The 15,649-nt window shown below is 57.4% G+C and carries 15 protein-coding genes; 10 read left to right on the top strand and 5 right to left on the bottom strand.

Annotated elements, in window-relative coordinates:
• The first annotated feature begins 152 nt into the window (after positions 1–152).
• The 3 genes from KI792_10650 to KI792_10640 all read left to right on the top strand — a co-directional run bounded on the left by KI792_10650 (position 153) and on the right by KI792_10640 (position 3,783).
• On the top strand, positions 153–1,664 hold the full coding sequence (locus KI792_10650; GenBank protein ID MBV6633474.1) for an MmgE/PrpD family protein: 1,512 nt from the start codon (positions 153–155) through the stop codon (positions 1,662–1,664).
• A gap of 31 nt (positions 1,665–1,695) precedes the next feature.
• Positions 1,696–2,619: a methylisocitrate lyase gene (gene prpB / locus KI792_10645; GenBank protein ID MBV6633473.1), complete on the top strand. Its 924-nt coding sequence runs from the start codon at positions 1,696–1,698 to the stop codon at positions 2,617–2,619.
• Between the two features lie 36 nt (positions 2,620–2,655).
• A complete protein-coding gene (locus KI792_10640) occupies positions 2,656–3,783 on the top strand; it encodes a bifunctional 2-methylcitrate synthase/citrate synthase (protein ID MBV6633472.1) in 1,128 nt (375 codons plus the stop codon).
• Here KI792_10640 and KI792_10635 read toward each other — a convergent pair.
• Both KI792_10635 and KI792_10630 read right to left on the bottom strand, forming a co-directional pair.
• Positions 3,761–4,546 carry a hypothetical protein gene (locus KI792_10635; GenBank protein ID MBV6633471.1) on the bottom strand — a complete coding sequence of 262 codons (786 nt, stop codon included), beginning with the start codon at positions 4,544–4,546 and terminating at the stop codon, positions 3,761–3,763. The genes KI792_10640 and KI792_10635 overlap by 23 nt on opposite strands.
• A complete protein-coding gene (locus tag KI792_10630) occupies positions 4,543–5,385 on the bottom strand; it encodes a hypothetical protein (GenBank protein MBV6633470.1) in 843 nt (280 codons plus the stop codon). The genes KI792_10635 and KI792_10630 overlap by 4 nt, the downstream gene beginning before the upstream one ends.
• 106 nt (positions 5,386–5,491) lie before the next feature.
• On the opposite strand from KI792_10630, the gene KI792_10625 reads away from it, so the two are divergent.
• The gene (locus tag KI792_10625) at positions 5,492–6,199 is read left to right on the top strand and encodes an epoxyqueuosine reductase QueH (protein ID MBV6633469.1); all 708 of its coding nucleotides are present in this window, start codon (positions 5,492–5,494) and stop codon (positions 6,197–6,199) included.
• A gap of 12 nt (positions 6,200–6,211) precedes the next feature.
• Here KI792_10625 and KI792_10620 read toward each other — a convergent pair whose 3' ends face one another.
• From KI792_10620 to KI792_10610, 3 genes are all read right to left on the bottom strand, one after another.
• Positions 6,212–7,246 (bottom strand): patatin-like phospholipase family protein, encoded by a 1,035-nt coding sequence (locus KI792_10620; GenBank protein ID MBV6633468.1) that lies wholly within the window; start codon positions 7,244–7,246, stop codon positions 6,212–6,214.
• 12 nt (positions 7,247–7,258) lie between these two features.
• A complete protein-coding gene (locus KI792_10615; protein ID MBV6633467.1) occupies positions 7,259–8,047 on the bottom strand; it encodes a 3-hydroxybutyrate dehydrogenase in 789 nt (262 codons plus the stop codon).
• A 164-nt stretch (positions 8,048–8,211) separates the two neighbouring features.
• Positions 8,212–9,102, bottom strand: coding sequence for a hypothetical protein (locus KI792_10610; GenBank protein ID MBV6633466.1), 891 nt, complete (start codon positions 9,100–9,102; stop codon positions 8,212–8,214).
• Between the two features lie 143 nt (positions 9,103–9,245).
• Here KI792_10610 and KI792_10605 point away from each other — a divergent pair, with 143 nt between their 5' ends.
• The 6 genes from KI792_10605 (at position 9,246) to KI792_10580 (ending at position 15,644) form a co-directional block, all read left to right on the top strand.
• Positions 9,246–9,752: a hypothetical protein gene (locus KI792_10605; protein MBV6633465.1), complete on the top strand. Its 507-nt coding sequence runs from the start codon at positions 9,246–9,248 to the stop codon at positions 9,750–9,752.
• A 197-nt stretch (positions 9,753–9,949) separates the two neighbouring features.
• Positions 9,950–11,152: a hypothetical protein gene (locus tag KI792_10600; GenBank protein ID MBV6633464.1), complete on the top strand. Its 1,203-nt coding sequence runs from the start codon at positions 9,950–9,952 to the stop codon at positions 11,150–11,152.
• 29 nt (positions 11,153–11,181) lie between these two features.
• Entirely contained in the window at positions 11,182–12,492 is a 1,311-nt protein-coding gene (locus KI792_10595; protein MBV6633463.1) for a glycosyltransferase family 4 protein, read from the top strand.
• Positions 12,489–13,664, top strand: coding sequence for a glycosyltransferase family 4 protein (locus KI792_10590; GenBank protein ID MBV6633462.1), 1,176 nt, complete (start codon positions 12,489–12,491; stop codon positions 13,662–13,664). The genes KI792_10595 and KI792_10590 overlap by 4 nt, the downstream gene beginning before the upstream one ends.
• 35 nt (positions 13,665–13,699) lie before the next feature.
• On the top strand, positions 13,700–14,869 hold the full coding sequence (locus KI792_10585; protein MBV6633461.1) for a glycosyl transferase: 1,170 nt from the start codon (positions 13,700–13,702) through the stop codon (positions 14,867–14,869).
• A 4-nt stretch (positions 14,870–14,873) separates the two neighbouring features.
• A complete protein-coding gene (locus KI792_10580; GenBank protein MBV6633460.1) occupies positions 14,874–15,644 on the top strand; it encodes a polysaccharide deacetylase family protein in 771 nt (256 codons plus the stop codon).
• Positions 15,645–15,649: the final 5 nt, after the last annotated feature.

Genomic DNA, 15,649 nt, shown 5'->3' with positions numbered 1-15,649 from the left:
AAGCAGGCGCTGGCTTAGATTGCTGACGTCGCGTTGGTAGGGCGATTGGCACGCACCTGCCCGACGCGAAACAAACACCATGAGCGCCTGGGAAATGGGCGCCGCGATAAAGCCCATTCGGGCGGCTTAGGAGACACCAAATGAGCACCAATCTGACCATGCATGACGTCCGCGTTTTCCCGTCGAAGGCGAAGCTGGCGCGTGAGGATCAACTGGCTTGGAAGATGGCTGAGGTCTCTGCCGATCCAGTGGCGCTGGATGATGATGTGCTCGACATGATCATCAACAGGATCATCGATAACGCCTCGGTTGGTATCGCGTCAGTGAACCGCCACCCAATCATCTCCGCCCGCGCCCAGGCGATTGCCCATAGCCGAAATGGCCGTGGTGCCACCCTGTTTGGTCTGCCATCGGATGTGAAGGTTCATGCTGAATGGGCGTCATGGGCCAATGGTACGGCGGTCCGTGAGCTGGACTTCCACGATACCTTCTTGGCGGCCGACTACTCCCACCCCGGCGATAACATCCCGGGTGTACTCGCGGTGGCGCAGCAGGTTGGCAAGGATGGTGAGGCCCTGTGCCGTGGTATCGCAACGGCTTATGAGCTGCATGTGGCGCTGGTGAAGGGCATTTGCCTGCACAAGCATAAGATCGATCACATCGCCCATATCGGTCCGGCCTGTGCTGGTGGTATCGGCACGCTGCTCGATCTACCGACCGAGACGATCTACCAGGCGATCCAGCAGGGGCTGCATGTGACGGTCACCACCCGCCAGTCACGCAAGGGCGAGATTTCGACCTGGAAGGCCTTCGCACCGGCCCATGCCACCAAGCTGGCCGTTGAGGCTGTCGATCGGGTGATGCGGGGTGAGGGGGCGCCATCGCCAATCTATGAGGGTGAGGACAGCGTTATCGCCTGGGTGCTTGATGGCCCAGATGCACATTACCAAATCCCGCTGCCTGGTAAGGGCCAGGCCAAGCGTCAGATCCTCGACACCTATACCAAGGAACACTCAGCCGAGTATCAGAGCCAGGCGCTGATCGACCTCGCCTTCCGCATGGGTGAGAAGATTGATGACTTCTCTAAAGTCAAAGATGTGTTGCTGCACACCTCGCACCATACTCACTATGTGATTGGCACCGGCGCCAATGATCCGCAGAAGATGGACCCGCAGGCCAGCCGGGAGACCCTCGATCACTCGATCATGTATATCTTCGCCGTCGCCCTGCAGGATGGCAAATGGCACCATGTCGACAGCTATGCGCCAGAGCGGGCGCAACGCCCCGACACGGTTGAGCTGTGGCACAAGATCCGGACCACGGAAGATCCTGAGTGGACCCGTCGATATCACAGCCATGACCCGAATGAGAAAGCCTTCGGTGCCCGGGTTGAGATCACCATGGAAGACGGCTCAAAGATCATTGACGAGCTTGGTGTGGCGAACGCTCACCCTCTGGGTGCCCGGCCCTTCACCCGGCCTGAATATATCGGCAAGTTTAAGACCCTAACCGATGGGTTGATCACGGCTGAGGAAAGTGAACGTTTCCTTGATCTGGTCCAGCGCCTACCCAACCTGTCACCTGAAGAGGTGATGGAATTGAACCCGGTTATGCCAACCGGCACGGTTCAAGACCCAGCCGAGAATGAAAAGGGCATCTTCTAAGCCCAATAATAAGAAACGAGGGAGGCTAGAAATGCTGCACATCAAAACAACGCCAGAACAGCGGCGCAAGGCATTCCGGGATGGTCTGAACAGCGGCAAGCTGTTGCGCTTCCCGGGTGCGATCATGCCTGTGGTCGCGATGCAGATCGAACAGATCGGTTTCGACGGCGTCTATATATCCGGTGGGGTTATGGCCAATGAACTTGGCTTCCCTGATCTCGGCATCACCACAATGACAGAAGTAACCCAGAAGGGTTACGGCATCGCGCGGTCAACCAACCTGCCCACGATCATCGATATCGATACTGGCTTTGGTGAGCCGATGTCGGTCGCGCGCACAGTAGTCGAGCTGACGCAGCTGGGCCTCGCTGGCTGTCATATGGAAGACCAGATCATGCCCAAGCGCTGCGGGCACCTGGATAATAAGGAAGTCGTCCCGACCGCCGATATGGTCCGCAAGATCAAGGCCGGTGTGGATGCGAAGCCTGATCCGAACTTTGTGCTGATCGCCCGGACTGATGCCCGCGCGGTGGAGGGGATGGATAAGACCATCGACCGAATTAAAGCCTATGTCGATGCGGGCGCCGATATGATCTTCCCAGAGGCCATGCGGGATGAGCGAGACTTTGAGGCCGTNCGTAATGCCGTTGATGTGCCGCTGCTCGCCAACATGACCGAGTTCGGCAAATCGCGCCTATACACGACCGAGGAGCTGACCAATCTCGGCTACAACATGGTGATCTATCCAGTGACCACCCTTCGCCTCGCTATGAAGGCGATTGAGGATGGGCTCACCCAAATTCTGGAAGAGGGCACGCAAGAGAATGTGGTGCCGATGATGCAGCCGCGCTCCCGCCTATACGAGGTGATCCATTATGAGGATTACAACGAGTTCGACACCGGCATTTTCAATTTTGACCTGGCCAATAACCAGGGCGGCAAAGCAGCCGAATAAGAGATAGGGGCGAAAAGCGCCTTAAGGAGACACTTAATGACCGATACCGAAATCCGCCGTGGCCTTGACGGTGTTGTGGCTGACGAGACCGCGATCTCCAAAGTGATGGCCGAGACGAACTCGCTGACCTATCGCGGCTATGCGGTGCAGGATCTGTGCGAGCATTCCAACTTTGAAGAGACGGCCTACCTGCTGCTGAAAGGTGAGCTGCCCAACGCGGCGGAGCTGGAAGCGTTCACCAAGCAAGAACGGTCGGAGCGTGAGATCTCTGATGATCTCGTCACGGTCATCTCTAAGTTTCCAAAGGATGCGCACCCGATGGATACGGTGCGGACCGGTGTCAGTTTCCTGGGCATGGAAGATGCCGATTGCTGGAACAATGAGCCGGATGCGCTGCTTGAGAAATCGATCCGCCTGCTGGCCCGCATCCCGACGATTATCGCAACCGACTATCGGTTCCGTAAGGGCCTAGACCGGATTGCACCGCGCGCTGATCTGCCCTTTGCCGATAACTTCTTCCATATGTGCTTTGGTGAGGTACCGGATGCCGCGACGCTGAAATGCTTCGACATCTCGATGATCCTCTACGCTGAGCACAGCTTTAACGCCTCAACCTTTACCGCGCGCACCATCGCCTCCTCCTTGTCTGAGATTTATGCGTCGGTGACCGGTGCCATTGGCTCATTGAAAGGCCCGCTCCATGGCGGTGCCAATGAAGCGGTGATGCATATGCTGCTCGAGATTGAGGAGGCGGATAAGGCAGAGGCCTGGATGCGCGATGCGCTGGCGACCAAGAAGAAGGTCATGGGCTTTGGCCACCGGGTCTACAAGAACGGGGACAGCCGGGTGCCCACCATGCACCAAGCCTTCGTCGATATGGCCGAGCATAAGGGCGAGACCAAATGGGTCGATATCGAGGCTGTCCTGTCCAAGATTATGATCGAGGAGAAGGGCATTCACCCCAATCTCGATTACCCGGCCGGCCCGTCCTATTACCTGATGGGTTTCGACATCGACATGTTCACGCCGATCTTTGTGATGAGCCGGATTACCGGTTGGGCGGCGCATGTGATGGAGCAGCTGGCGGCCAACCGCTTGGTGCGCCCACTCTCGGCCTATAATGGCGTGGCGCAGCGTCCGGTTACGCCGATTGATCAGCGCTAACCGGGGAGGTGGTGAGCCGTCGATCGGCAAAGGCAAAGCGCAGATGCAAGAGCCAGGCAACACCAAATAGGCTGACCCAGCACAATAAGATCAGTGTCATCCAGCCATGGAACAGCGCTTGGTATCTCGCTGTAATCTCGGTAACTGAGCGTTGATCCTCAAGTTCATAGGACCGGCCGTCCTGGCATGTTGAGAGCATCAGGCTGTCGTTCCTTACAGCGCTGGTTGTCAGCTCCGATGCGCTAGCATCACAGACATTGATGCTGCAAGTGACGCCAGCGCGGTCGCAGTAGGTTTCGAAGGCGCCTGGCTTTCCAATAAAGCCCGCCATCACCCTGCCATGGGCGGCACTAAGATCATTGATCTCGCTCTCATAGAGCATCTGCTTCAGCATGAACTGGCCGAAGCCAGCGCTGATTGAGATCACAATGACCGCGGCAATCGACAGCACACGCTCAAAACTCATGTTTTGTGGTCGCGCAATATCCACCACCACAATGATGAGAGCCAACAGGCAGGGCAGCAATATATGGGCATTGGAAAATGGGAACATGCCATAGGCCAAGCCAAAGCCGAACTGGTGTGCGGTGCTGATGCCGATAGCGGCTACTAAGACCCCAGCAACCTGCCAATGGCGCGCCAGTTTCCAACCGCGCGCGGTTAAGAACTGCACCACATAGCTGAATAGCAGCAGGTGCACCAACAGGCAGAAGGTCACCTCAAGCACGCTAGCAAACTTGGCCAGTGGTGCCGGATCGATCATGGGCTGACCAACCCACCGGTTTGGCCGGTCGTGATGGGCTCTTCGGCATTTACATCGCCTTGTCTAACCGCGCGGTGATGGCGGGTTAGGATGACCATGCCCGCACTCCAGAGGCACATGAAGGTCAGAAGAGCCATCCGGAACCAGAACTCGGCATCGTAGAAAAGCTGTGCTGCCACGCTGTCATCGCGCACAAGCAGTGTGGTGCCAGGGTAGTTAACTACCAAGGCGATCTGCGCGTTGCTCACCGGGTCAACCACCCGGCCGGCAAGGACGTGGTGCGGTGAGTTGGTCTCAACCGGCGTCACGATAGGAATTTGATGATCATGCGGTGCGAGGGAGTTATCGGCCCGTCGGGGTAGGATGATGCACTCAAATCCGCCCTTCTCGCAGTATTGCTGGAGCGCTGGGCCATACTCTCGCTCGGCGGTGAAGGCGGCAACATGGTCGTCGATATGATGGGTGAAGCGCTGCTCCATAATCACCTCGACCAGGATCAGGTGATTAACCAGGGTCACCAGGAAGAGAGCCGCACTGGAGGTTAAGATCATAATGCGATCAAAGCTGCGCGGTCGTCTGACCAAGAGAACGAGTGCCAGGGCCGCCATACCGCCGATCATCATGATCACCCGTGGCACGTTTAGGTTCACCTCAGGCGGCAACTGATCCAGCAGGACAAAGTGATAGAGGCCATTGCCCGCAATGCCGAGTAGCGCAAGGGCGACAGCATCAATCCGGTTCAATCTCACTTTGAAACAGAGTAGAAGACACGCGAACACGCCGGATAATGTGGCTGCTTCGTAGAATTGTGCTGCAAAATCGGCGAAGATATCGAGCATTGGCTAAGCCAAGTGTTTGATCTGATTGAGACAAGCGTACCACCTATCCCGGTATGGTGATAGGCACGTGCGACGAGCTTGCCCCGATGGGGAAAGAGGCCGGGTAATGGACCAGACCGATAACAGCAATCAAGTGCCAAAGACGGATGGCACCGATGCGGATGAACGCCCAATCCTGGAAGCACCAGGTGGGTCCAAAAACATCCTGCTGCACTCATGCTGCGCGCCTTGTGCCGTTGATGTGATGAGTGAGATCACTCGATCCGGCATCGATTACACCGTGCTGTTCTACAACCCGAACATTCATCCGAAGAAGGAGTATGAGCTCCGCAAGGATGAGAATAAGCGCTTCGCCGATAAGCTCGGCGTGCCCTTTGTCGATCTGGATTACGACACCGACAACTGGTTTGAGCGGGTTAAGGGCATGGAATGGGAGCCCGAGCGCGGCATCCGCTGCACCGCCTGCTTTGATATGCGGTTTGAGCGTTCAGCCCTTTGGGCGGTGGAGAATGGCTTTGATGTCTTCACCTCTTCCCTTGGTATCTCCCGTTGGAAGAATATGAAGCAGATCAATGATTGCGGTGAACGGGCGGCGGCCAAATATGACGGCCTAAGCTATTGGACTTTCAACTGGCGCAAGGGCGGCGGTGCCAACCGGATGATTGAGCTCTCCAAGGAAGAGAACTTCTATCAGCAAGAGTATTGCGGCTGTGTCTACTCCCTCCGCGATACGAACAAGCACCGCATGGCCCAAGGCCGCGAGAAAATTAAGCTTGGCGTGAAGTTCTACGGTGATGAGGAAGAGGCTAGCTAAGCCCTCCTTAGGTTACTCAAACATCGCTCTAATATCGACGGTCGATGTCTGGCCAATATCGTCGTAATGGGCGTCCAGCCATGTCTCGGCCTTGTGCTTGCCGATCTCAAACAGGTGCCTCAGGAAATCGTATTCGGCGTTGAGCTTGCTGGATGCATTGAGCTCGGCGAAGGCATCCTCGTCATAGATCCGGTGGATCAGAATTTTCTCGTATTTCCGGTTGTCGGTTAGGCGGCCATCTTCGATCAACCGTCCGACGAAATCGATCGCGCGCAACTCCCGCTGTAGGCTGGAGTTGAAGGTGATCTCATTCATTCGGTTATTGATGTCATGCGCCGTCTTCGGTGTTTCCTTCCGCTCAATCGGGTTGATTTGAACGATCAGGATGTCGTTGCTCTGACATTCTGAGAAGAAGGGCCAGAGCGCCGGGTTACCCATAAACCCGCCATCCCAATAGGGCACGCCATCGATCTCTACCGCCTGGAACATCTGTGGCAGGCAGGTGGAGGCGAGCACCTGTTCGACGCCCAATTCATGCTTGCGGAACACCTTGGCTCGGCCCGTATGAACATTGGTGGCTGTGATATAGAGGTTGAAATCAGAGCAGCAACGAACCCGGTCGAAATCGATATTCTCCCGCAGCAGGTCGCGCAGCGGGTTGATGTTGGCCGGGTTCAAATCATAGGGCGAGGCCACCCGGCTCAATAGATCAAAGGCAACAAAGCCAGGGGAGCTATCGAGGTTCCAGCTAGTGCCAAACAGCTGCTCAAGCGGGTTGCGCTGTAACGGGCTGAAGGCGGCTTGTCGGCTAACCTCGGTCCAGAACGCCTCAAGCGCCTCACGGGCACCATCGGCGCCGGCCCGCTGATAGCCATCGGCCATCACAACTGCATTCATGGCACCCGCACTGGTACCGCTAATCCCCTCAATAGACAGGCGATCATCGGCCAACAGGGTGTCCAAGACACCCCAGGTGAAGGCGCCATGGGCACCGCCACCTTGTAGGGCGAGGTTGACGGTTTTGGCGTTGCGGCCGCGTTTTGGCATCAGCCGGGTTTCCTAGTACTGGGTCCAGCCGCCATCCATGGTCAGGGCATGGCCGGTGATGTTGCAGGCAGTCTTGGAGCAGAGAAAAACGGTGGTCGCACCGATCTGCTCAACCGTGGTGAATTCCTTGGTCGGCTGGGCCGCCAACAGGACGTCGCGCTTGACCTCTTCCTCGGTAATCCCGCGTGCCTTGGCGGTGTCTGGGATTTGCGCCTCAACCAGTGGGGTCAGCACATAGCCGGGGCAGATCGCATTGGCGGTAATGCCATGCTGTGCCAGCTCAACCGCGATGGTTTTGGTCAGGCCAATAACCCCGTGCTTTGCTGCGACATAGGCTGCCTTGAACGGGGAGGCGGTCAGGCCGTGGGCGGAGGACAAATTGATAACGCGGCCCCAACCCTTCTCCTTCATGCCTGGTACGGCGGCCTTAATGGCGTAGAAGTTGGAGGACATGTTGATGCCGATGATCGCTTCCCACTTCTCATTTGGGAAATCCTCAACCGGGGAGACGTGCTGAATACCGGCATTATTCACCAGGATATCAACCGAGCCGAGCTGGTCCTGGGCCGTTTTCACCATGCCCGCGATTTCGTCGGGCTTCAGCATATTGGCGCCATCGAACAGCACCTTAACCCCGGTATCAGCCTCAAGCTTAGCGCGGGTTGCTTCAATCTCGGCGGCATCGCCAAGGCCGTTCAGCATGACATTGGCGCCTGCCTTGGCAAGCTCGGTCGCGATGCCGAGGCCGATGCCACTGGTCGAGCCGGTGATGACGGCATTCTTGCCGGAAAGATCGGTCATGGGTGTCTCCTAGGAAGGCAGGCGGCGCAGCTGAGGATGGTCGATAGGCGCCGCGGGAAGAAGTGTTGCACCGCAACAGCTAAGCGCGTTGACGGGCCGGATCAATAGCGGGTTGCGTTGTCTTGCCTGAAATGGCGCCTAAAGGCCGAATTTGTGATCACGGCTTAGGGTTTTGTCGCGAGCGTCCTGTGGTAGCCGCGTTCTATCAGCAGCTTATCGACCGCCGCTTCCAACGTATCGGCATCCATTTCCGCATACTCATCACCGCCGAGGCGTCTTAGTTCCTGCCTTACCCGGTCGACAAAACACGGCAGGCGCCGCCAGCGAAGATCACGAAGATCACAACCAAACCGTTCGCCCCATTCCTGAACTAATTGTCGTGTCTTATGACGCCGTCGAATATCTAGGAGGATCCCTAAGGCGAAGCCGCAGAGCACGCCCAGTGACCCCTCTTTTGGCACCTTTCCCCAGTTGAAATCTTTGAACCCGTTTGCTGCAGCGGTGGCCACAGCCATGACAAGAAGGACCGCACCAATACCAATCGACCAATTGATTGCCTTCTCGTATCGCGTTGCGTCGTAGTAGTGCGCGACCGTCCGATCAATTCGGACCAGGCCAGCGTAAAACTCCAGCAATGGTAGCAGCGTGGCTGGTGGCTTAGTTTTGCCTGTGCCGGACCGTGCCTCTTCAACCGCGAATTCCAGCTGGCGCCATCGATCACGGCTATCATCACTGAGATCTGGTCGATTGTATGGATCCGCAACCTTAAGCAGATGCCCAGCACCCTCGATCGCGGCTTGATCACCATTGTTGAGCACTGCGTCGATATGGGCAGCGATACTGTCTGCCGCCTGGTCCCAATCATTCTTTGTTAACCGGACCCCGACGTCGTCATCATATTCCGGGTTGTTGACCGTCCTCGCTTCAATTGCCAGCCGGTTAATGGTGACCCGGTAAAGGTTGGCCGCAAGCTCGAGGGGATCGGCAGCGTCTGCCTGCCTGCTGGATGCAGGGCTATCTGCTGAAGCCGGGTCTGGGATTGGTGCGTTGAGCAAGTCAGCCTCAATTCACGGTCATGTCGGGTTATCTGAAGCCATTAAGCCAAAGTTAGGCAGTCATCGCCATTCTTGCCTTGGACGATGGTGGGACCCCGATGTTTGGCCCTGTCATCAAGATAGCGATGAAAGGGCGGTGGGCCATGGCTGAAGAGCAGACGGGAGCAACGGGACAGGATCCGATTACAGCAGCGCATATCGATATGGTTGTGCGGCAGATGGAGGCCTCAGCTCGTGAGATGGTGTCCTACATCGCCAAGCTAGACCGGTTTGAGCGCCGTATGCTGGCTCATGCGACTAAAGCAGGAAGCCGCCTGGTAGCCACGGTCCGCCGGGCCGACGCCGTGATTGAGGCGTTAGAAACCCGTCAGCAATCTTTGGCGCAGCTCTGCGATCAGATTTTTGATGCAACGGATCTCGATGTTGGCGGTGGGGCACTGCCAGTGCGCGTTGATCTAGATAACCAGACGCCGAATGTTGCCGCTGGTCTAGATCTCCTAGCGGCGCAGATAGAGACACTTGCTATCGAATTACAGCGTCAGCGTGAAGATGATGGCGTTGATTTGGGTGATTTTTCGGACAGCTTGCTGCGCCTTCAGGCGGGTATGGATGCCTTAGAACAGGCAGCGAATGCCAAGGATGCGGCCTAGAACCGCGCCCCATCCGACACGAAATTAGCCGTAAATCCAGCGTTTCTGCTGAATTCAAGATCTGCTTACCATTAGTTGCTTGACGTGCTATGGCGCGGCGCAACACATTCTGTGTTTCGGCCAAGCCTCTGTTTTGGCCGTCCTGCAACTTTGGTGATTAGAACTTGTCGCCCCAGAAGCCGCGTAAACGCGTCTTAATGTATAGCCACGATACCTTCGGGCTCGGCCATCTCCGCCGAACCCGGGCGATCGCGCATGCGCTGGTTGAGCGACGCAAAGATGTGTCGGTGCTGATCATCTCCGGCTCACCGATTATCGGCAGCTTTGATTTCCGAACCCGTGTCGACTTCGTTCGGGTGCCCGGTGTGATCAAGCTGCGCAATGGTGAGTATGTCTCCCTCAATGAGCATTTGAACATTGATGAGACGGTGGCCATGCGGGCCTCGATCATTCAGCACACGGCTGAGTTCTTCCAACCTGATGTCTTTATCGTGGATAAAGAACCGCTGGGCCTTCGGGGTGAGATTGAGCCAACCCTGAATATGCTCAAAGACGGCGACACCCGCCTTGTCTTAGGCGTTCGCGATATTCTGGACGAGCCCCTACGGGTGCGCGCCGAATGGTTGCGCAAGGGCGCCGTCGCCGCGCTTGAGCGCTACTACGACGACCTCTGGGTTTATGGCCTAGAGCAGATTTACAACCCAATGCAGGGTATCCAGCTCAGTGAGCGGCTGCGCGAGCGTACTGACTATCTTGGCTATCTGCGTCGGCGGGTGCCGAGCGGTGTCACCCGTCAGCGCCGTAACTCAATGGATGACCCGTTTGTGCTGGTCACGGCCGGCGGTGGCGGCGATGGCGATGTGCTAATCGATTGGGTCCTCAAGGCCTATGAGCATGATGGTGACCTGCCGTGCCGCGCCCATATTGTGACCGGCCCGTTTATTAAGACCCGGGTTTGGAACAGCTTCCTCCGTCGGGTGGCTAGGCTTCCTAAGGTTACGATTGCCCGCTTTGATGCCCATATGGAGCAGCTGATGGCGCAATCCGTCGGCGTTGTTTGCATGGGTGGTTACAACACCTTCTGTGAGGTGCTGTCCTTGGATAAGCCAGCGGTGATTGTCCCTCGCGATGTGCCAAGGCTTGAGCAAACGATCCGAGCAAACCGCGCGGCAGAGCTTGGCCTGGCCCGCGTATTGCCGGGCAATGGCAATAAGCGTGATGCCCAGATCATGGTGGATGCAATCCGTGGTCTGGCTGATCAACCAGCCCCATCATCACAAGCGGTGCCTGGTATGCTCGACGGTCTGGGCCGCATGGGCGATATCCTCGATAGTTGGTTTGACGGCGATGATGATAAGGGCCAGAAACTCATGTCCCCAATCCGCGCCGTTGGCCGGTAAGTCTGGTCCGAATTCGGCTACGCCAACCGATGCCCCCAATCTCATCTTCTAAGCCGTTAGACGGCTTACGCTTGGCCGTCGTGCTGAAAGGCTATCCGCGGCTTTCCGAAACCTTTATTGCCCAAGAGCTTGAGGGGTTGGAGAAGGCGGGTGCAACGCTACATCTGATCTCCCTTCGTCACCCAACTGATCCTTATCGTCACCCGGTGCACGAACGGATCAAGGCCGCCATCACCTACCTACCTGAGTATCTCTACCAGGAGCCGGTCAGGGTGTTACGTGGCTGGTTGAAGGCCCGGCGTATGCCTGGTTATCGACGGGCTATCTCGCTTTGGCGGCGTGACCTCGACCGGGATCGCACGGCCAATCGCGTTCGCCGGTTTGGACAAGCCCTGGTTATGGCGGCAGAGCTGGGCGATGACCCAGATCTGATCTACGCCCATTTTCTGCATACACCGTGTTCCGTGGCCCGCTATGCCGCGATTATGCGGGGCCTAGACTTCTCAGTGTCTGCCCATGCGAAGGACATCTACACCTCGCCCGATTGGGAGTTGGCAGAGAAGCTTGATGACGCCAAATGGACCGTCACCTGCACCGCTGGCAATGTCAGCCATCTGCGCAATCTGGCTGAGAAACCGGAGCGGGTGCATCTTGTCTATCACGGGCTAGATCTGGCGGAGATGCCAACGCCACCAGAAAAGCGTGATGACGCTACCTTGAGGCTACTTACCGTTGGGCGCGCGGTTAAGAAGAAGGGGCTGGATACCATCCTAGAAGCCCTGGCCCAGTTACCCACTGACCTGGATTGGCGCTGGGACCATGTGGGGGGCGGTGATGAGGCCAATAGTCTTAAGGCGTTAGCTGAATCTCTTGGGCTTAGTGATCGCATCACATGGCATGGGCCGCAGCCGAGATCGACGGTGACTTCACTCTGTCAGGCTGCTGACTTGTTTCTTTTGGCGAGCAGAATCACTGGCTCAGGAGATCGCGATGGGCTGCCAAATGTCCTGATGGAAGCCGCGTCACAGCGCCTACCAGCTGTGGCGACCAATGTCGGTGCCATTCCAGAGTTTATCGAAGACGGCAAGACCGGCAGGCTTGTGGAGCCCAATGATCCTGCGGCTTTCGCTGCTGCTATCACAGGGTTGGCCAATGATGTGGCGCTGCGGGAGCGCATGGGCACGGCGGTGTTACAACGCGTCGAAACCGAATTCACCTTTGACCATTGTCTGTCCCCACTCCTACAACTGATGCAAGAATGTCTGGTGACAGACACCGAGCTCCCAAATGCTACGGAATCCCCCGTGGCCGGTAAGGCAGAACCAAAACCAGCCTTATGAGAATTGCCTTCTACGCGCCGATGAAGGCACCGGACGATCCGAAACCGTCCGGTGACCGGATGATGGCCCAGCTGCTTATCAAAGCGCTGGAGGCCGCCGGTCATACAGTGCAGGTCGCATCAAAGTTTTCTAGCCGCGATGGCGCCGGTGACTACATTCGCCAAACCCGTCTGCGTGATGTTGGGGTGACGACGGCAACCCGGCTTATTCAGCGTACAGAGATGCTGCGTCCGGAGCTCCGCCCAAGTCTTTGGTTCACCTACCACCTCTATCACAAGGCACCCGATTGGATTGGTCCAGGCTACTGTCAGGCCATGGGCATTCCCTATGTGGTGGCTGAAGCCTCCTATGCGCCAAAACAGGCTAATGGGGCCTGGGATATGGGGCACAATGCAGTTGCCGAGGCGCTTGGTCAGGCTGCGATGGTGGTTGGGCTCAACACGGCGGATACTGAATGCGTCATGCCGCTGCTCTCCGATCCCAATCGGATGATGATCCTGCGGCCATTCCTCGATGTTACGCCATTTGCCATGGCACGTGGCCGTGGTGGTAGTGCCCGCAATGTGCTGGCCCGGCGGTTCAGTATTGACCCGGGGCCGCCATGGTTGCTCGCCGCTGGCATGATGCGGGAAGGGGATAAGCTTGAATCCTACCGTGAACTCGCAAAAGCGCTACAGCAGCTGGATGACCTCGATTTCCGACTGATCATTGCTGGCGATGGTCCCGCCCGCCCGCAGGTGCTGACCGCCATGCGTCCGCTGGGCACCCGCGTCGTGCCAATCGGCGAGGCGTCAGCCGACACGATGGTGGTTCTGCACAGCGCCACCGACGCCTATGTCTGGCCAGCGATCAATGAGGCTTATGGCATGAGCCTGCTTGAGGCGCAGGCGACCGGTGTTCCGGTGGTGGCCGGTGACTTTGGCGGTGTCACCGACATTGTCTTGAACAATGAAACCGGCCTGATTACCCCGCCCCGTGACACCGATGCATTTGCCGCCGCCGTGCGTGAGCTTTTGACCAATACAGAGCGTCGCCACGCTCTCGGCCATGCTGCATTCCAGAACGTGCAGGAGAATCATGGCTTGAATGAAGCCGCAGATCGTTTAGATGAAGCGCTTCACGGCCTCACCATCTCGGGCGAGGGGCCTGATCTCGGCAGCTTTGGCTTTTGAGCCAGAGCGCCTTCCGCGCCCAGACCAGATTTTCCATGACAACTGTCGCCTTCTACATTCAACACCTTCTCGGCATGGGCCATGTCCACCGAACCGCTGCCCTTGCAGAGGCAACGGCAAAGGCGGGTAAGCGTCTCGATGTTGAGGTGGTGGTGATTAATGGCGGTACCAATGACATGGCGGCCATGGTGCCGAATTGCCGGGTTGAGCAACTGCCAGCCATTGGCATTAACGAGAGAGACTTCAACGACCACCGTGACCCTGACGGTGAACCAGTAACCGAAGAGTATCTGTCAGCACGCCGGCGTCGGTTAATTGCCCTGGTGAAGAGTATTCGCCCTGCCGCCCTGGTGCTTGAGCTTTACCCCTTCGGTCGCCGTGGCTTCCGCTTTGAGCTTGAGCCGCTCTTGGAAGAGATTGCTGGCTGGGATGATCGGCCGGTGACTATTAGCTCAGTTCGCGACGTACTTGTGCCGCCTGCAAAGGAAGACCGGCTGCCATGGATCGCTGATCAGTTGAGCCAACATATCGACCATATCTTGGTTCATGGTGATCCAAACTTCATGCGCCTGGAGGATAGCTTCCCGGTTGATCCCACCTATGGCAATCGCTTGACCTATACCGGTTTTGTGGTTGATCAGCGCAGCCTGCAACCCGTGGTCAGCGCATTCAACGAGCCAGGTGAAGAGGTCATCGTCTCCGCCGGTGGTGGTGCCGTTGGCTATGACCTGCTGGCCTGTGCCATGTCGGCGAAGTCGCATACGATCCTGGCCGATCGTCGTTGGCACCTGATCTGTGGTCCGGCAATGCCAGGCCCAGATATTGGTCGTCTGATGGACCATGCGCCGGAGGGTATCCTGATTGAGCGGGCTAGACCCGATATGGCCATCCTGCATGCGCGGGCCGCCCTTAGCATTGGTCAGGCAGGATATAACACGGTGATGGAGTGGATCATCGCTGGCCGCCGTGGGCTCGCCGTCCCGTATGATGAGGGGCAGGAGACGGAGCAGCGGGTACGCGCCGAGAAGCTGGCAGCCCATGGACTGGTTGCGGTTCAGAAGGCGGATAACCTGACGCCTGAGAAACTAGCCGAGGCGATCAACGCACTATGGGAGCGGGGCACCGTAATCTCCCCGCCGCCTAAACTATCGCTCGACGGCGCTGGTAAGACGGCAGCCTTCATCCTCGATAAAATCGCATCCTGATCCCATGGAAGAGGATGCCGCCTGGACCGCGCTTGTCGATGAACTCGACGCCTGGTCCAGCGCTGGGCTGACATCTCGTTTTTGGTGGCGGGATGATGATGCTGTGGAGTGTAGCAAAGCCTTAGACCGCCTGACTGGGCTATCCCAAAAGTTTGCAGCCCAACTGGTCCTTGCGGTTATCCCGGCGCGGCTGCAACCCGGCCTGGTTCAACAGGTCGCTGATACGCCCCATCTCTATTGCGCACAGCATGGCCTGTCCCATGACAATAACGCGCCGCCTGGTCAGAAGAAAATTGAGCTTGGCGGTGGTTTGGGCGCTGCGGCGGTCATTGATCGAATTGGACGTGGGCAGGCTATCCTTGATGATCTGATGCCGCGCAATCACCCATCGCGCTTATCGATGTTGGTTCCGCCATGGAACCGTATTAATGCCGATGTTGTTGATGCCTTGCCCGGTTTAGATTTTGCGGCGCTGTCTTGTTTTGCCGATCAGCCGGATGTTGAGCTACCCGATGGTTTGGCGCGCTTGAATGTTCATTGCGACCCTATCAACTGGCGGGACGATCGTGCCTATACCGGGGCGGCAACTGCCTTGGCGCCGATCATTGAACGCCTGAAAGCGGCGCGAATTGGTGACAGGGTCACAACCACACAAATCGGTTTGATGACCCATCATTTGGTGCATAGCGCCGAGGTATGGCAATTTGTTGAGCGCTTCCTCGCCGTCACCACGGACCACCCGGCTATTCGCTGGCGCCAGCCTCTCGAGCACTGATCCAT

The organism is Alphaproteobacteria bacterium SS10 (assembly GCA_019192455.1).
Taxonomy (GTDB): domain Bacteria; phylum Pseudomonadota; class Alphaproteobacteria; order TMED2; family TMED2; genus TMED2.
Note: the sequence above shows the minus strand (reverse complement) of the source record. Positions and strands in the feature narration are given on the sequence as shown.